This is a genomic window from Paraburkholderia eburnea, assembly GCF_002917095.1.
Lineage (GTDB): Bacteria > Pseudomonadota > Gammaproteobacteria > Burkholderiales > Burkholderiaceae > Paraburkholderia > Paraburkholderia eburnea.
Map to the genome: position 1 here is coordinate 303,169 of NZ_PQGA01000004.1, position 16,774 is coordinate 319,942.

Consider the following 16,774-nt stretch of genomic DNA (forward strand, 5'->3'; position numbering starts at 1 on the left):
GCTTGCGGCGCCGTCCGGACGGGAGCTACGCCGCGCCGCGTTTTTTGAAACTCAGTCTTTCAGATTTTCAAATTCGTCCGGTAAGCACGTTACGCATAATCGCCCCTGAACCCGGCCGGCGTGCCTCCGCCGCCGCGATTCGATTTCATGAAGCGAATGCTCTCTCACGCAACTTTTTAATGAATATCCATCAATGAAAAAAACCGCTCTCGCTCTCGCGGCCACGCTGGCTTCACTCGCATCCGTCGCTCACGCACAAAGCAGCGTCACGCTCTACGGCGCACTCGACACCTCGGTCGCGTTCTTCGGCAATCAGGCCGGCAAGAACGGTTCGGGCAACACGTTCCAGATGATGTCGGGCAATGTCTCGCCGAACCTCTGGGGCTTGAAGGGCACGGAGGATCTCGGCAGCGGCCTGTCGGCGATCTTCAAACTCGAAAGCGGTTTCAATATAGACAACGGCAAGCAAGGCCAGGGCAGCCGCATGTTCGGCCGCACCGCGATGGTGGGCCTGAGTTCGACGACGGGCGGTACGGTCACGCTGGGCCGTCAGTACGACCCGCTCATCGACCTGCTCCAGCCGATGACCGACGACGTCAACTTCGGCTCCGCATTCGCGACGCCGGGCGACATCGACAACTACGACAACAGCTACCGCACCAACAATTCGGTCAAGTACACGAGCCCGAACTGGGCAGGCCTGCAGGTCAGCGCGATGTACGCGTTCGGCGGTCAGGCGGGCAGCATGGGCGCGGGCCAGACGTGGGCGGTCGCGGCTGCGTATAACCATGGTCCGTTCGGCCTCGGCGCGGGTTACTTCAAGGCCAACAGCAATAGCGGCACGGCTTCGTCGTTCGACGGCCTGAACCCGAACACCGATGTCAATGTCGATTCGCCGGTCATCTCGGGCGGCTTCGTGTCGGCGAACTCGCTGCAGATCATCCGCGCGGTGGGCAACTACAACTACGGTCCGTTCCAGTTGGGCCTTAGCTACAGCAACGTCGAATACGCGAACTACCAGAGCGCGGCCGGTTCGAACAGCGACACCAAATTCAACACGGGACAGTTCTTCCTGAACTACCAGGTCACGCCGATGGCACTGCTGGGCTTCGGCTACAACTACACGAAGGGCAGCGGCAACGGCGTGAACGCCAGCTACAACCAGTTCAGCCTGGGTGGCGACTACTTCCTCTCGAAGCGTACCGACATCTACGTGCTCGCGGGCTACCAGAAGGCCTCGGGCCGCACGATCGACGCCGATACGGGCGCGCTCGTGAACGCAGCGGCTTCGTTCGGCGACTTCGGCAACGACGCGACCACGAACAAGCAGGCGATGGCGATGATCGGCGTGCGCCACCACTTCTGATTCGTCAGACTGAAAAGCCGACACACGATGCGGCGCGCGCAGCCACGCGCGCCGTGTTTGACGCGCATGCCGCCACACGGCGCCATGCGCGTTTTTCATTGGCTTTTCATCGATAAGCCGCGGGAACTCGGCAGCGTCATATTCCTACGCTATAATGCGCGGGTCTTAGGGGAGTAGTCTGCCTTGCGCGCAACGCGCGAGGCGCCGTCGTCAACATAATTGGCAGAGTTGCCATGGCGCCGGCAGCCGTTCTTCGGCCTGACGAGACCTATGACGTCATCCCTTACACCCGGGCTGGGCGGGGGGATTGCGTCATTGGTCCAACCGTCCGGCCCGTGGAACGTCACTACAACAATGTCCCCGAATTCCCGCCTCCACGCCTCGGAGCGTGCGTCATGATCTGGACGTTCGCCCTGCTCATTGCCGCCGCCGGCATCATCTATCTGTCCTGCGAAACCTTCGTCAATGGTGTCGAATGGCTCGGGCAGAAGCTCAATATCACACAGACCGCCACCGGCACGATCCTCGCCGCGTTCGGCACCGCCTTGCCCGAAAGCGTGGTCACGCTCGTGGCCGTGGCGTTCGGCGGTGACGATGCACACAAGGAAATCGGTATCGGTGCAGCCATTGGCGGACCGCTTGCGCTCAGCACGATCGCCTACGCGGTGGTGGGCGTCGCGCTGCTTGCGACCGCCGCTCGCGCGGGCCGCGCGCGCGCCGGCACGGTGGACGCCAATACGCGCCGCCTGCGCCGCGACCAGCTCTGGTTCCTCGCGATCTTCGTGGCGAAGATCGGACTCGGCCTCGTGGTGTTCCACTTCAAGCCGCTGCTGGGCATCGCGTTCCTCGCGGCCTACGCGTTCTATTGCTGGAAGGAGTTGAGCGACGACGGCGGCGAGGAAGAGACAGAAGGCGGCGATCTCGAACCGCTCAAGCTGCGCCCGCGTGACGCCAATCCGGCGATGGTGTGGATTCTTCTGCAGACGCTCGGCGCGCTGGTGGTGATCTTCTTCGCTTCGCACCTGTTCGTGCAGCAGATCAGCGCCGTGGGACCGTGGCTCGGCTTGAGCCCGCAATTGACCGCCGTGCTGTTCAGCCCGATCGCGACCGAACTGCCCGAAATCATGAACGCGATCATCTGGGTGCGTCAGGGCAAGGAGCGCCTCGCGCTCGCCAACATCAGCGGCGCGATGATGATCCAGGCGACCATTCCCACCGCGTTCGGCCTGTTCTTTACGCAGTGGCATCTGGGCGCGCCGTCGATCCTCGCCGCCGTGATGACGATGCTCGCGATCCTGTTCCTGCAATGGTCGTTCCGCGCCCCGCAGGTGAAGAGCCGCCAGCTCACGCACGTGGGCTGGCTCTATGCCGTGTTCGCGGCGATGCTCTTCGTGATTCCGCAGTAACGCTGCGGCTTATTGAGGCGCGTTTAAATACGGTTTAAATGGGCTTTAAAGCGCGCTTATACATGCGCGAGACGGAATACTCGCACCGCCTCGCGCATGCGCTGCGATTGCACCTCCAGCGCGACCGCAATGACCGACCTGCCCGGTGCCGTTGCTGCGCGCGTCAGGGTCATATATGTCGGCCCGCTTGGTTATCAGACCATCCACTACGCGTCTTTCGTCATCGGCTCGCGCGAGCGCGCGCCTGCGTAGGCCCAGCAATCGAGCGTCACACGCAAACCTGGCCGCTCGTGCGTGAGCGCAAGACCAAAACCATGCATACGCATGACCGCCTGCACCAGCGAAAGCCCAAGTCCCGAACCCGGTGCCTCGCGCGTGCGCTCACTGCGATAGAAGCGCTGAAACACGGCCATGCGCTCCGCTTCGGGAATGCCGGGGCCGTTGTCGCTCACCTGCACGCTCGGCCCTTGCGGTCCCATCGATACGCGCAGCCCCACGCGCCCGCCCGGCGGCGTGAACTTGATCGCGTTATCGAGCAGGTTCGCAAGCGCCTCGAACAGTAGCGCGTAATCGGCGCGCACCATGGGCACGCGCTCCAGTTGCAGCGTCAGATCGATATGCTTTTCAGCGGCGAGCGGCTGATAGAGGTCCGCGACCTCGGCACACAGCCTATCGAGCGCGACATCGCCGAAACCCGCGCGCCGCCGCATTGATTCGATCTCCGAAATACGCAGCATCGCCGCGAAACGCCTCAGCACGTCATTGACACCGCGCGTGGCTTGATCGACGAGACTCGCGTGATCGCCGTCAAGGCGCTCAAGCGGCACGCGGGCGAGATGCGCGCGCACGCGCACGAGCGGTGTGCGCAGATCGTGCGCGATGCCGTCGCACGCGCCCTTGACCTCATGCATCAGGCGCGAAACTTCGTCGAGCATGTGATTGACGATCTGCGAAAGCCAACTGATTTCGTCACGCCCGCCGTCGGGCAGACGCGCATCGAGATCGCCCGCCGCGATCTGCTGCGCCACACGGCGCACTGCTTTCACGCGCCGCAACTGCGAGGCGGAAACCAGCACACCCACGCCCAGACCGCCCAGCATCACCAGCGCCGCGCTGCCGGCGAGACCGCCGAGCATCGTCTCGCGCAGACGCGCCATTTCGCCCACGTCGCGCGACACCACGAGCAGGTCGCCGTCAGGCAGGCGCGTGACGCGCGTGCGTAAATACTGCGGATGAACCGTGGCAGGTCCGATCAGAAACGGCCGGTCCCAGACACCGACGCCGTTTTCGGTAAGGTGATGCGGCATACGCGCGATATCGCCCGCTAGCCAGCGTTTGTCCGGCGAGAACAGACCGTAGAAGTTCACGGGACGCTGGATCTGGCTGCGGATATGCGCGTCGAGCTGCGCGGGCAGCTGCGCAGGCGCGAGCGCCGAAAAATACGCGAATTGCCAGTTAATGTTGTAGTCGGCCTCACGCGCGGTATAGGACGCCGATTGCCAGTAATTCAGATAAACAAGCGCGGACATGGAAGCCGAGAACACCAGCGCGTAGATCATCAGCAGCCGGAATGTCGTGCTGCGCCAGAGACTCATTTTCATCGTATTTCCCTGCGTTTTCCCGCCTTTACGTCCAGTATCGCAAACCGCCCATACATGAACATGAAAATTTCTTTAGTTTCGTGAAAGAACGCGTACACAACACAAATTCCACCAAGGAAAGTTTAATTCTCCGGCAATGACGCTGTCGTGGCCCGCAGTCAAAATCGGCTGTGCGAGCGAACGATTGCTTTTTCATTCATCGCAAGAAACCGTTTTGAACTGCCTTTTTACCTTTCATAACGCCCGCCAGCGAAGCCGGAACGAAAGTGGCCTGTACAATCGAGGCTTGAGGTTTTTTCAATCTGTCCCTCGCGGCACGCGTGCAGCTTCCCCGTCTCCTCAGTGGACGCGCCCCGGCGGCGCTTCGCATCTGCACGCCCGCCGCAATCTTTAGCTGGTCACTCCCGATGTCGGATATCGAATGCGCGCAGGCATCGCGCGCAAATCAAACGAAAAATCGCAATAAAGAACGTTGGGTGGCCGTCTGGTCGCTCGCACTCGGCTCGTTTGCCAGCGTCACCACCGAATTCCTGCCCGTTGGCGTGCTGCCCGAAGTCGCGCGCACCTTCGGCATTTCGGATGGTCAGGCCGGGCTGATGATGACCTCGCCCGCACTCTTCGCGGCCGTCGCCGCGCCCGGCGTGATGATCGCCGCAGGCCGCATCGACCGCCGGCGCGTGCTGATCGGCCTGTCCATGATCCTGCTTGCGGCGTGCCTGATCGCGGCGTTTGCGAACAGCTTCGCGATGCTGCTAGGCGCGAGTCTCGGCGCGTTCTGGTCGCTGGGTCTCGCCGTCGCGGGGCGGCTCGTCGCGCCGGAGCACGTTCATCGCGCGGCGGGGACGATCTTCGGCGGCGCGGCGCTCGCGATGATCGTGGGTCTGCCGTTCGGCACCTTGCTCGCGGGATTCTTTAGCTGGCGCGGCGCATTCATCGGCGCGGGCGTGCTGGCCACCGTCGCATTGATCGCGCAGATCGTCGTTTTGCCGCCGATGCCCGCGCAATCGCGTCTGCGTCTTGGCGGCTTCGCCGCGTTCGCCCGGCAGCGTGAGGCGCAACTCAGTCTCGCGCTCACGCTCATCGTGTTCATCACGCACTTCGGCGCGTATACCTATCTGATGCCGCTGCTGATTCAAGCAGGCGTGTCCGGCGATACCGGCACGTGGGTGCTGCTCGCTTATGGCTTTTGCGCGCTGATCGCGAATTTCGCGGCGGGACGTTACGTGAGCCGCAAGCTGAGCGCGGCGACGTTCGCCAATATCCTGCTGCTTGCCGTCGTGCTCGCCGTGCTGCCTTCGCTGGATCATGCGCGCTTCACGGTACTCGCGGGCGTGATGATCTGGGGCATCGCGTGGGGCGCGCTGCCGCTGTGCCTGAACGTCTGGCATCGGCGCGTGCCGGATGGCGAGAGCGAAGCCGCCGCCGCGCTCTTCACGCTGGCGACGCAGGTGGCGATCGCGCTCGGCTCGGTGGTGGGCGGCGTGGTCGTCGATCATCAAAGCCTGGGCGCCGATTATCGCTACTGCGCGCTGGCAGGATTCGTCGCTGCCGCGCTGGTGCTGCGCGCGCGTGCACACAAGCCTCGCACTCCAAAGGACCACTAATGACCGACCGCGAACTGATCGTTCCGCCGCAGATGCAGGCCATCGTGGAGCGGGCCGGCTATGTGCCGGCGGTGAAAGTCGGTGCGACCGTGTATTGCGCGGGACAAGTCGGGCGCACGCCCAAACTGGAAGTGATCGCCGACCCCGAGGCACAGTTCGTCGCCTGCTGGGAGAACCTGCGCATCGTGCTGGAGGAAGCGGGTTGCACGTTCGATGACGTCGTCGACATGACGACTTATCACGTGCGGATGAGCGAGCACATGACGGTCTTTCGCGAAGTGAAGGACCGGGTGTTTCCGCGCGGCACCTGCGCATGGACGGCGATCGGCGTGTCCGAACTCGCGCGTGCCGGCTTGCTCGTGGAGATCAAGTGCGTGGCGGTGCAGCGGGAAACAAGCGCTACGTCGGGATAGGCAACGTCCCGACGTAGCGGCTCAGGCGTCAATGCAACGCTTCAATGCGAGGCGTGCAGATACAGATACAGCGTCGATGCCGCCACGCCGCCCAGCAGCGGGCCGACGACCGGAATCCACGCGTAGCGCCAGTCGCTGTCGCGCTTGCCCGGAATCGGCAGCAGCGCGTGCATGATGCGCGGCGAGAGATCGCGTGCGGGGCTCATCGCGTAGCCCGTGGGGCCGCCCAACGAAATACCGATGCCGAGCACGAGCAGACCGACCGGCAGTGCGTCGAGCGCACCCAGGCCCACTTGCGGCGCGGCCAGATACAGCACGCCCAGAATCAGCACGAAAGTACAGATCGCTTCGGTGATGACATTGTGGCGCACGCAACGAATCGCGGGCCCGGTGCAGAACACGGCGAGCTTGAGATCCGCATCCTCTTCGTTCGCGAAGTGCTGACGATAGGCGAGCCACACGAGAAACGCGCCGGCCATGCCGCCGAGCATCTGCGCGGCGATATAGCCGCCCACTTTGGACCACGCGAATTTGCCCGCCAGCGCAAGGCTGATCGTCACGATCGGGTTGAGGTGAGCGCCGCTGTATGCAGCCGTCACGTAGACGGCCACGAACACGGCCATCGCCCAGCCCATCACGATGACGATGAGGTCCGCGCCGCGGCCCTTGGTTTTGGCAAGCAGCACATTGGCGACGGCGCCGTTGCCGAGTAGCACGAGAATGGCCGTGCCGATGAATTCCGCAATATAGGGTGACATGATGGTTGTCTCACTTATTGTGCTGCGGGCATACGTGGCCGATGTTCCGGCCCGCTGCCAGCGCGCTATTGTTGTGTGATTGGATTTACTTGGGATGCCCTGTTTCTACAACGGTGCTTCTACTGCGTTGTTGCTGCGTGCTTCGATGACTTTACGCACGCGCGATATCACTGCGCGTCGTCGGCCCAGGCCTTCGCGGCGCGCACCGCACGCTGCCAGCCTGCGCGGCACGCATCGACCTGCGAAGCGGCCATGCCCGGCGAGAAACGCTTGTCCACGTGCCACTGGCTTTGCAGCTCGTCCACGTTCTTCCAGTAGCCGATCGCGAGACCCGCTAGATACGCCGCGCCCAGCGCGGTCGTTTCGGTGATCTGCGGACGCACCGCATCCACGCCCAGCAAATCGGCCTGAAACTGCATCAGCAGGTTGTTCGCGCTCGCACCGCCGTCCACGCGCAATTCGCCCACGCTGATGCCCGAGTCCGCTTCCATCGCCGCCAGCACGTCGAGCGATTGATACGCGATCGAATCGAGCGCCGCGCGCGCCAGGTGGCCCGAAGTCGTCCCGCGCGTCACGCCGAACAGCGAGCCACGCGCACGGGCATTCCAGTGCGGCGCGCCCAGACCGGCGAAGGCGGGTACGAGATAGACGCCGTCCGTGTGCGGGACACTGGCCGCCAGCGCTTCGATTTCCGACGCGCTCTTGATGATGCCCATGCCGTCGCGCAGCCACTGCACCACCGCGCCCGCGATGAAGATGCTGCCTTCGAGCGCGTAGTTGACCTGATCGCCGATCTGCCACGCAATGGTGGTGACGAGGTTGTTCTTCGACTCGATGGGCTTCTCGCCCGTGTTCATCATCAGGAAGCAGCCCGTGCCGTAGGTGTTCTTCACCATGCCGGTGTGCGTGCACATCTGGCCGAACAGCGCGGCCTGCTGATCGCCCGCGATACCCGCGAGCGGAATCTTCGAGGCGAATACCGTCGTCTTGGTCTGACCATAAATTTCGGATGACGAACGAACTTCCGGCAGCATGCTGCGCGGGATGTCGAGCGCTTCGAGCAGATCGTCGTCCCACTGGCGCGTGTGGATGTTGAACAGCATCGTGCGCGAGGCGTTGGTGACGTCGGTGACGTGCAGTTCGTGCTTGGTGAAGTTCCAGACGAGCCAGCTATCGACCGTGCCGAACGCCAGTTTGCCTTGACGTGCCTTTTCGCGCGCGCCTTCGACGTTGTCGAGAATCCAGCGGATCTTGGTGCCCGAGAAATACGAATCGATCGGCAGGCCGGTCTTCGCGCGCACTTTCTCTTCGAGACCTTGCGCCTTCAACTGGTCGCAGAAGTCGGCCGTGCGGCGGTCCTGCCAGACGATGGCGTTATAGATCGGATGACCCGTTTCGCGGTCCCAGACGATGGTGGTTTCGCGCTGGTTCGTGATGCCGATCGCGGCGATGTTGGTGCCGTTCATGCCCGCGCGCGTGACGGCTTCGGCGGCGACGCCGGCCTGCGTCGACCAGATTTCCTGCGGGTCATGCTCGACCCAGCCCGGTCGCGGATAAATCTGCTCGAACTCTTTCTGGGCCGTCGATACGATGCGGCCCTCGCGGTCGAACAGCATCGCGCGCGAACTCGTGGTGCCCTGGTCGAGCGCGAGAATGTATTGTTGATCCTGCATGTCTCTTATCTCCATCCATACGTAGTTGTGATTCGCGCCGCGCCTTTAACTGACCGCGCGGCGCGCGATGTTGCTACCGGCTTGCTTTAATGCGGCACGGCCGTCCGCGCCTGGCTCGTGGCGAACCACGATTCGAGCGCGGCCGTCACGGCTTCCAGCGTGCCCGGCGCCACATGCAGGCCGAGCTTCGAGCGGCGCCACAACACATCCTCGGCGCAGGTCGCCCATTCGGTATCGCGCAGATAGCGCAGCTCGGCATCAAAGATGCCTGGCGCGATCTGCGGGCCCAGTTCATCGAGCGATTTCGCCGCGCCGATCAAACGTTCGGCGCGCGTGCCGTAGGCGCGCGCATAGCGCTGCGCAAGCGGCGCGGGCAGCCAGGCGAAGCGTTTGGCGAGGCTCTGCGCGAACGGCTCGAAGCGCGCGTTGGCGATGTCGCCGCCGGGCAGCGGCTTGCCGGCCGTCCACGCGCCGCTCGTGCTGCCGAGCGCGCGCGCCAGCATGTCGCCGGCCTCTTCCGCGAGCTTGCGGAAGGTCGTGATCTTGCCGCCGAACACGGAGAGCAGCGGCGCGCCGTTCGTGTCGTCAAGCTCAAGGCGGTAGTCGCGCGTCACCGCCGATGCGCTCTTCGCGCCCTCTTCCTCAAGGAGCGGACGCACGCCCGAATAGGTCCAGTGCACATCGGAGGGCGAGATCTTACGCTTGAAATAGCGATTGATCGACTCGCACAGGTAACGCGTCTCGTCGCCGTCGATCGCGACCTTGGCGGGATCGTTGCGATACTCCACATCGGTCGTGCCGATCAGCGTGAAATCGTGCTCGTAGGGAATCGCGAAAATGATGCGCTTGTCGGGGTTCTGGAAAATGTAGGCATGGTCGTGTTCGAACAGACGCTTCGTCACGATATGACTGCCCTTCACGAGACGCACGCTATGCTGCGCGCCGCGTCCGAGCGCGCCGTGCAACACGTCGCCCACCCACGGGCCGGCCGCGTTCGCCACGGCGCGGGCGCGCACCTCGAAGGTGCTGCCGTCGGCGCGGCGCAGCGTGGCCTGCCATTCGGCTTCGCCGCCGGCGCTCTTCACGCGCTGCGCGGCCACGAGCTTCGTGCGCGTGAGAATGCGCGCGCCGCGCTCCTGTGCATCCAGTGCATTGAGCACGACGAGGCGCGCGTCGTCCACCCAGCCATCCGAATAGACGAAGCCGCGACGGATCGAATCGATCAGCGGTACGCCTGCCGCATGGCGGCGCATGTCGATGCCGCGTGAGCCTGGCAGCAGTTCGCGCTTCGCGAGGTGATCGTAGAGAAACAGGCCGATGCGAATGAGCCATGCCGGACGCAGGTTGGGCATGTGCGGCATCACGAAGCGCAGCGGCCACATGATGTGCGGCGCCGCGCGCAGCAGCGTCTCGCGCTCCTGCAGCGCCTTGCGCACGAGTCCGAATTCCTTGTACTCGAGATAGCGCAGGCCGCCGTGAATCAACTTGGTGCTGGCCGACGAGGTATGCGAAGCCAGATCGTCCTGCTCGCAAAGGAGCACGGACAGCCCGCGCCCGGCTGCGTCGCGCGCGATGCCCGCGCCGTTGATCCCGCCGCCCACGACGAGCAGATCGTACCGATTCTCTTGAGTCACCTGCGTTTCCTGTTTGTGGCTTGGCCCAAGGCCCGTGATCGGGCCCCTGCAAGTCCAGATACGAACCAGAAATGTTCGAATGCGAAATTTAACGAACAAAATCGAAAAAGTAAAGTTCGATCCGATGAAACCAGGGAAAAGTGGGGAAAAGCGCTCGATTCAGGGCAGAAAGGGTCAAAAAACTGGGGTTTTCCCGGGTGATAGCGGTAAGCGAGTGGGGCGAAGAAGTGACAACGGCAGCGCGTTAGCAGCCTGTCAGGAAGCAGAACGAACACGGAAATGTTCGATTTATTTTCGCACGATGTTCGTTTCTATTCAGAACCGCCCCGGCTCTTGAGCCAGAGACAGAATTTCCGCATGACCTCGACGACTGGCAGCAGTCGCAGGCCGTCGTCGGTGAGCCGGCATTCGACGCGCGGGGGCACCTCGGGAAACACCGTGCACAGCACCAGCCAGGCCTCTTCGAGCGCGCGCAAATCGTTGAAGCGCTCACCCGAACGAGATCTATTGCGCGACGTACACCGCCGTGCCGGCCTGGGCGATGGTTTCGTCCATATCGGCGGGCAGCGGTTTGTCGGTGAACAGCGCGTGGATCTGGCTCAGATGGCCTTGGCGAACGAGCGCGGGGCGGCCGAATTTCGAATGATCGGTGACCAGATAGACGGTGCGCGCATGCTGGATGATCGCCTCGGCCACGCGCACTTCGCGCGTGTCGAAGTCGCGCAGCGTGCCATCGGTTTCGATCGCCGAGGTGCCGATGATCGCGTAATCCACCTTGAACTGGCGGATGAAATCGATCGTCAGCTCGCCCACGATGCCCTTGTCCCAAGGCCGCACGATGCCGCCGGTGATGAGCACTTCGCACTCGGGATAGCCGCTCATCATGCTCGCGACATTCAGATTGTTCGTGATGACGCGCAAGCCGCGATGGCGGTTGAGCGCGCGCGCGACTTCCTCGGTCGTGGTGCCGAGGTTGATGAAGAGCGAGGCCTGATCGGGAATATGCGAAGCAGCGAGCGCGCCGATGCGGCGCTTCTCGTCGTGGAACATCTGCTGGCGCGCGCTGTACGAGACGTTTTCGGCGCTCGTGGGCAGGCTCGCGCCGCCGTGATAGCGGCGCAGCAGATTCATGTCGGCAAGCCAGTTGACGTCGCGGCGGATGGTCTGCGGCGTCACGTCGAAGTGCGCGGCGAGATCGTCGACGGTCACGAAGCCGTCACGCTGCACCCAATCGAGCAACTCCTGCTGGCGCGCGTTGAGGGTGAGGCGAGGGTCTCGGGTCATGTTTTGAGGCGCTATTGGTGGACTGGCCGTATTGTAAGTTGTAAGCGCTGAAACCCGCAGCGCAGCGCGGGATCCCCATGCTGGAAACGGATGCGACGCATCCACGACTTTGACCTCGACGTCGGCTTGAACCAGCAATCCGGGCACGCCCGCCGCCCTTCGCGCCAGAAGGGTAAATACCGACAAAATCCCTTCGCGCCAGAAAGCAACCAGAAGGGCAGCCTTTCTTATACTTGCCACCAATCCCGGACTACCGGCAGCCCGCCCCCGGCCGCCGCAGCGCCGCCCAATACAAGGAGACACGCCCCCATGCCTTTTCGCGCCCAGCATCCCGGCCGCGCCCTGCTGCTCTGCCTCGCGCTTGGCGCGGCGGCGGGCATCAGCGCGCCGGTGCATGCGGAGGCGGGGCAGGCCGCGCCGGTCAGGCTGATGATGGGCGGCATGTCCAAGATCGTCTATCTGCCGGTCGTGCTGGCCGCGCGGCTGGGCTATTTCCGCGATGAAGGGCTCGATGTCCAGGTGGTGTCCGGCCCGGCGGGCATCGACACTTCCACGGAACTGATCGCAGGCGCCATCGAAGGCGCAGTCGGCTTTTACGATCACACGCTCGATCTGCAAAGCCGCGGCCAGGATGTGCTCTCGGTCGTGGTATTCCAGCGCGCCTTGGGTCTGGCCGAACTGGCTTCGACGCGCGCCGAAGGCGGCCGCGCGCTGGCGCGCTCGGGATCGATGCGCGACGCCAAGGGGCGGCGTCTGGGCGTGACAGGCTTCGGCGCCTCCACGTGGGTGGTCACGCGCTATCTGGCGGCGGGTGCGGGTGTCGCGCCCGGCGACTATACGATCGTGCCGCTCGCGTCCGACACGCGCTTTATCGAAGCCATGGAACAAGGCAGCATCGACGCGGGCATGGTCGAGGAACCCACCGCCACGCGCCTGCTGTCGAGCGGCGCGGCGCGGATGGTCGCCGACATGCGCAGCGTCGAAGGCTCGCAGCGCTGGCTGGGCGGCCCCTACGCGGGCGCGTGCCTGTATATGCGGCGCGGCTGGGTGGACGCCCATCCGCACGAAACCGCGCAACTCGTGCATGCGCTGGTGCGTGCGCTGCGCTATCTCGACACGCATTCCGCGCAGGCCATCGCCGATACCCTGCCGCCGGAACTGACCGGCAGCGACCGGGCGGGCTATGTGCAGGCGCTCGCCTCGGCGCAGCCGGCGTTCTCGCGCGACGGCCAGATGCCGCAAGGCGCGCCGCAGACCGTGCTGCGCGTGCTGATCGCAGCCGGTTCGGGACTGACGGCGCGGCATGTCGATCTCGCGAAGACGTACACCAATGCCTTCGTCACGGGCGCGCAGTCCGATGCGCCCAAGGGCGCGCCGTAGCAAACGCCACCGGCTTCCAGCGAAACCTTAAAGCACCGAATGCAGCCACAAGGCGAGCGCCCCAGCGGTCCATCGAACCACTACGGATCCGCTGCGGACCCGCTCGTCTCTCACCAAGGATGTCCACCATGTCTTCTGCCATCAACGCCGTACCGGGCGACTCGAAAGCGCGCACCGTGTTCCGCGCGGTCAGCGGCAATTTCCTCGAAATGTACGACTTCATGGTGTACGGCTATTACGCCGCCGCCATTGGCGCCGCGTACTTTCCCGCCGGCAACGAGTTCGTCTCGCTGATGCTCGCGTTCTCCGTGTTCGGCGCGGGCTTCCTGATGCGCCCGCTCGGCGCGATCGTGCTGGGCGCCTACATGGATCGCCACGGTCGCCGCAAGGGCCTCCTCATGTCGCTCACGCTGATGGCGATCGGCACGATGTGCGTGGCCTTCGTGCCCGGCTACGCCACCATCGGCCTGCTGGCTCCGGCGCTCGTGCTGGTCGGCCGCCTGCTGCAAGGTTTCTCGGCGGGCGCGGAACTGGGCGGCGTGTCGGTCTATCTCGCCGAAATCGCCACCAAGGGCAATCGCGGCTTCTTCTGCGCGTGGCAATCGGCCAGCCAGCAGGTGGCCGTGGTGTTCGCCGCCGCGCTCGGCGTGCTGCTCAACAGCGTCGTGCCCGCCCATGAGATGACGAGCTGGGGCTGGCGCGTACCGTTCGTGATCGGCTGCCTGATCGTGCCCTTCCTTCTCTACATCCGCCGCACGCTGCGCGAAACCGACGAATTCGAGGCGCGCCGCCATCATCCGAGCCTGCGCGAAATCACCCGCGCGATCGTCGCCAACTACGGCATCGTGCTCGCGGGCATGGGCCTCGTCATCATGACGACGACCTCGTTCTACCTGATCACGGCCTACACGCCCACCTTCGGCAAGGTCGAACTCAAGCTCACCTCGCTCGATGCGCTGCTCGTGACGGTGTGCGTGGGCGTGTCGAACTTCATCTGGCTGCCGATCGCCGGCGCCGTGTCGGACCGCCTCGGCCGCGCCCCCGTGCTGATCGCCTGCACCGTGCTGACCGTGTTCACGGCTTACCCGGCGATGCAGTGGCTGGTCGGCGCGCCCTCGTTCGCCACGCTGCTGGTGGTCGAGCTGTGGCTTTCGACGCTCTATGCGTGGTACAACGGTGCGATGGTCGTGGCGCTGACCGAGCTGATGCCGGTGCACGTGCGCACCACGGGCTTCTCGATGGCTTACAGCCTCGCGACGCTGGTGGGCGGCTTCACGCCCGCCATCTCCACCTGGCTCATCCACACGACCGGCGACAAGGCCGCGCCCGGCGCCTGGATGAGCGTCGCCGCCGTGTGCGGCATGGTGGCGACCCTGTTCCTGTACCGCTCGAAGGCCACCCGCGAGCAGTACAAGACGGCCTGACCGTTCCACGCCAATACGCGCAAGCACGCGCCAACACGCTTGAACCCGCATGAGACTGCTGCTCGTCGAAGACAACGAACAACTCGCGCACTGGCTCGTGCGCACGCTGAGCGATGACGGCTTCATGCTCGACCACGTCGGCGACGGCGAAGCCGCGGAAGATGCGCTGCGCGCCTCGACCTACGACGTGGTGCTGCTCGACCTCAACCTGCCGCGCATGTCCGGCAAGGCGCTGCTGCGCCGCATGCGCTCGCGCGGCGACGCCACGCCGGTGCTGATCCTCACGGCCACGGGCGCGATCGACGAAAAAGTGGTGTGCCTGGGCGCCGGCGCCGACGATTACATCGTCAAGCCCTTCGACGCGCGCGAACTGGTCGCGCGCGTCAAGGTGCTGGCGCGCCGCCAGGCGCCCTCGCGCTCGAACCGCATCCGCTGCGGCAATCTCCTCTACGATATGGACAGCCGGCGCTTCTACGTCGAAGAGGACGCGCTCACGCTCACGCCGCGCGAACATGCCGTGCTGGAAACGCTGATCCTGCGCGCGAAAAAGACCGTCTCGAAGGCCACGCTCGCCGAATCCGTGAGCGACGCCGATGCGCCCACCAGCGAGGACGCCATCGAAATCTACGTCTCGCGCCTGCGCAAGAAGCTCGAAAAGAGCACGGCGACCATCATCACGCTGCGCGGCCTCGGCTATCTGCTCGAAGATGCCGAAGCGGACGAATAACCCTCTGCCTGCCCTTGCGCCATGAAGCCCACCGACAGCCTGCGCGTGCGCCTGCTGCTCTGGCTCGTGCTGCCGATGACACTGTTCATCGCGGCGGCCGGGCTGATTACGCGCGGCAACGCGTGGCGCACCGCGAACCTGCTGCAGGACGATGCGCTGCTGTCGGCGGCGCGCGTGATGGCGGGCGACATCGGCTGGGAAGGCAACGCGCTGAGCGCGTCGATTTCACCGAGCGCAATCGAAATCCTGCGCACGCCGCACCGCGATCAGGTGTTCTTCCGCGTGCAGGAAATCGGCGGGCCGATCATCGCGGGCACCTCGGATTTTCCGCAGCGCATCCCGGCCACGTCGCCGCAATGGTTCGACGCGGAGGTCAACGGCACGCCGATCCGCGCCGTCTCGCTGATCCGGCCGATGTACGACGCGGGTGCGACGCGCCGCGTGATCGTTTCGGTCGGGCGCACGCTGGGCGAGCGCGACGCCATGGCGGGCGCGCTCTGGCGTCCGCAAATGTTCTATTTCGCGGGCATCGTCACGGCCGCGGTGATACTGGTGTGCGTCGGGCTGACGCTGGAGTTGCGCCCGCTCACGCGCCTCGCGCGCGGGCTGCCGCAGCGCGTGCGCACGTCCTCGCGCATGGCGTCGGTACGTATCGACGTGGAGCCGCTGCGCACCGAGCTGCGGCCCATCGTGAGCGCGTTCAATGCCTGCCTGGACCTGATCGAGCGGCAGACGGCCATGCAGCGCCGCTTTATCGCCGATGCCGCGCATCAGTTGCGCACGCCGCTCACGCTGCTCGGCACGCAGTTGCAATACGCGCGCCGCCAGCAGGACCCCGAGCGGCTGCACGAAACGCTGACGGCGATGCATCAGAGCAATCGCTCGCTCGTCGGGCTTACCAACCAGTTGCTCACGCTCGCGCAGGCGGAATCGGCGGATTACACGCAATTCGAAGGCGCGAGCGTGGACATGCGCGCGGTCGCGACCGGCGTGATCGAGCAACTCGCGCTGCTCGCGCAGCGCCGCCGCGTGGAATTGGTCGCCACGCTCGCGCCACGCGCCGAAGTCATCGGCAACGAGCAACTGCTGTCGGTGCTGGTGTTCAATCTCGTCGATAACGCCATCCGCTATTCGCCCGAGGGCGGCACGGTGGCGGTGACGCTCAGGGCAGGCGACGACGCGCCGGTGCTCAGCGTGGCCGACGAAGGCGCGGGCATCGCCGACGCCTTGCGCGACAAAGTGTTCGAGCCGTTCTTCCGCGCTTCGACCTTGCCGGGCAGCGGCCTTGGCCTTGCGATCGTGCGGGAGATCGCGCGCGCGCACGGCGCGGAGGTCAAGCTCGAACACGGCGCGCAAGACCACGGAACCGTCGCCGTGGTGGAGTTTGCCGCGCGCTGACGGCTTGCGCCGTTCCGGCGCATCCTTGAGCTTTCCCGACTGCCTTTCCGCCGCTTACCAACGCCCCCTGGACGCACGCGATCGACATACGATGGCGCCAGACCAT

14 protein-coding genes and 1 riboswitch are annotated in these 16,774 nt (G+C 64.8%); of the genes, 8 read left to right on the top strand and 6 right to left on the bottom strand.

The window, feature by feature from the left end; genetic code table 11:
* The first annotated feature begins 193 nt into the window (after positions 1–193).
* Both B0G62_RS11915 and B0G62_RS11920 read left to right on the top strand, forming a co-directional pair.
* On the top strand, positions 194–1,366 hold the full coding sequence (locus tag B0G62_RS11915; protein ID WP_103704381.1) for a porin: 1,173 nt from the start codon (positions 194–196) through the stop codon (positions 1,364–1,366).
* Positions 1,367–1,522: 156 nt separating this feature from the next.
* Positions 1,523–1,699: riboswitch (yybP-ykoY riboswitch) on the top strand.
* 62 nt (positions 1,700–1,761) lie between these two features.
* Positions 1,762–2,772: a sodium:calcium antiporter gene (locus tag B0G62_RS11920; RefSeq protein WP_103704382.1), complete on the top strand. Its 1,011-nt coding sequence runs from the start codon at positions 1,762–1,764 to the stop codon at positions 2,770–2,772.
* Positions 2,773–2,978: 206 nt separating this feature from the next.
* On the opposite strand, the gene B0G62_RS11925 is transcribed toward B0G62_RS11920, so the two are convergent.
* The gene (locus B0G62_RS11925; RefSeq protein ID WP_103704383.1) at positions 2,979–4,373 is read right to left on the bottom strand and encodes a sensor histidine kinase; all 1,395 of its coding nucleotides are present in this window, start codon (positions 4,371–4,373) and stop codon (positions 2,979–2,981) included.
* Between the two features lie 476 nt (positions 4,374–4,849).
* Between B0G62_RS11925 and B0G62_RS11930 the strand changes: the two genes are divergently transcribed.
* Positions 4,850–5,977 (top strand): MFS transporter, encoded by a 1,128-nt coding sequence (locus B0G62_RS11930; RefSeq protein ID WP_167401231.1) that lies wholly within the window; start codon positions 4,850–4,852, stop codon positions 5,975–5,977.
* Positions 5,977–6,390 carry a RidA family protein gene (locus tag B0G62_RS11935; RefSeq protein WP_103704385.1) on the top strand — a complete coding sequence of 138 codons (414 nt, stop codon included), beginning with the start codon at positions 5,977–5,979 and terminating at the stop codon, positions 6,388–6,390. Before B0G62_RS11930 ends, B0G62_RS11935 begins: the two co-directional genes overlap by 1 nt.
* 41 nt (positions 6,391–6,431) lie before the next feature.
* Here B0G62_RS11935 and B0G62_RS11940 read toward each other — a convergent pair whose 3' ends face one another.
* From B0G62_RS11940 to B0G62_RS11965, 5 genes are all read right to left on the bottom strand, one after another.
* Positions 6,432–7,148 (bottom strand): MIP/aquaporin family protein, encoded by a 717-nt coding sequence (locus B0G62_RS11940; protein ID WP_103704386.1) that lies wholly within the window; start codon positions 7,146–7,148, stop codon positions 6,432–6,434.
* Positions 7,149–7,315: 167 nt separating this feature from the next.
* Positions 7,316–8,821 (bottom strand): glycerol kinase GlpK, encoded by a 1,506-nt coding sequence (gene glpK / locus B0G62_RS11945; protein ID WP_103704387.1) that lies wholly within the window; start codon positions 8,819–8,821, stop codon positions 7,316–7,318.
* Positions 8,822–8,907: 86 nt separating this feature from the next.
* A complete protein-coding gene (gene glpD, locus B0G62_RS11950) occupies positions 8,908–10,455 on the bottom strand; it encodes a glycerol-3-phosphate dehydrogenase (protein WP_103704388.1) in 1,548 nt (515 codons plus the stop codon).
* A 311-nt stretch (positions 10,456–10,766) separates the two neighbouring features.
* Positions 10,767–10,931, bottom strand: a complete 165-nt coding sequence (locus B0G62_RS11960; RefSeq protein WP_407671148.1) for a winged helix-turn-helix transcriptional regulator — start codon at positions 10,929–10,931, stop codon at positions 10,767–10,769.
* Between the two features lie 28 nt (positions 10,932–10,959).
* Positions 10,960–11,739, bottom strand: a complete 780-nt coding sequence (locus B0G62_RS11965) for a DeoR/GlpR family DNA-binding transcription regulator (RefSeq protein ID WP_103704391.1) — start codon at positions 11,737–11,739, stop codon at positions 10,960–10,962.
* A 309-nt stretch (positions 11,740–12,048) separates the two neighbouring features.
* On the opposite strand from B0G62_RS11965, the gene B0G62_RS11970 reads away from it, so the two are divergent.
* From B0G62_RS11970 to B0G62_RS11985, 4 genes are all read left to right on the top strand, one after another.
* The gene (locus tag B0G62_RS11970; protein ID WP_103704392.1) at positions 12,049–13,119 is read left to right on the top strand and encodes an ABC transporter substrate-binding protein; all 1,071 of its coding nucleotides are present in this window, start codon (positions 12,049–12,051) and stop codon (positions 13,117–13,119) included.
* A gap of 128 nt (positions 13,120–13,247) precedes the next feature.
* The gene (gene tcuC / locus B0G62_RS11975) at positions 13,248–14,543 is read left to right on the top strand and encodes an MFS transporter (protein WP_103704393.1); all 1,296 of its coding nucleotides are present in this window, start codon (positions 13,248–13,250) and stop codon (positions 14,541–14,543) included.
* Positions 14,544–14,592: 49 nt separating this feature from the next.
* The gene (locus tag B0G62_RS11980; RefSeq protein ID WP_103704394.1) at positions 14,593–15,270 is read left to right on the top strand and encodes a response regulator transcription factor; all 678 of its coding nucleotides are present in this window, start codon (positions 14,593–14,595) and stop codon (positions 15,268–15,270) included.
* A gap of 21 nt (positions 15,271–15,291) precedes the next feature.
* Positions 15,292–16,668 carry a sensor histidine kinase gene (locus B0G62_RS11985; RefSeq protein WP_103704395.1) on the top strand — a complete coding sequence of 459 codons (1,377 nt, stop codon included), beginning with the start codon at positions 15,292–15,294 and terminating at the stop codon, positions 16,666–16,668.
* Positions 16,669–16,774 lie beyond the last annotated feature (106 nt).

Bases quoted from the DNA above. Each gene is read 5' to 3' on its own strand.
- B0G62_RS11915 (WP_103704381.1), top strand. From the start codon at position 194: ATGAAAAAAACCGCTCTCGCTCTCGCGGCCACGCTGGCTTCACTCGCA.
- B0G62_RS11920 (WP_103704382.1), top strand. From the start codon at position 1,762: ATGATCTGGACGTTCGCCCTGCTCATTGCCGCCGCCGGCATCATCTAT.
- B0G62_RS11925 (WP_103704383.1), bottom strand. From the start codon at position 4,373: ATGAAAATGAGTCTCTGGCGCAGCACGACATTCCGGCTGCTGATGATC.
- B0G62_RS11935 (WP_103704385.1), top strand. From the start codon at position 5,977: ATGACCGACCGCGAACTGATCGTTCCGCCGCAGATGCAGGCCATCGTG.
- B0G62_RS11940 (WP_103704386.1), bottom strand. From the start codon at position 7,148: ATGTCACCCTATATTGCGGAATTCATCGGCACGGCCATTCTCGTGCTA.
- glpK (WP_103704387.1), bottom strand. From the start codon at position 8,821: ATGCAGGATCAACAATACATTCTCGCGCTCGACCAGGGCACCACGAGT.
- B0G62_RS11965 (WP_103704391.1), bottom strand. From the start codon at position 11,739: ATGACCCGAGACCCTCGCCTCACCCTCAACGCGCGCCAGCAGGAGTTG.
- B0G62_RS11970 (WP_103704392.1), top strand. From the start codon at position 12,049: ATGCCTTTTCGCGCCCAGCATCCCGGCCGCGCCCTGCTGCTCTGCCTC.
- tcuC (WP_103704393.1), top strand. From the start codon at position 13,248: ATGTCTTCTGCCATCAACGCCGTACCGGGCGACTCGAAAGCGCGCACC.
- B0G62_RS11980 (WP_103704394.1), top strand. From the start codon at position 14,593: ATGAGACTGCTGCTCGTCGAAGACAACGAACAACTCGCGCACTGGCTC.
- B0G62_RS11985 (WP_103704395.1), top strand. From the start codon at position 15,292: ATGAAGCCCACCGACAGCCTGCGCGTGCGCCTGCTGCTCTGGCTCGTG.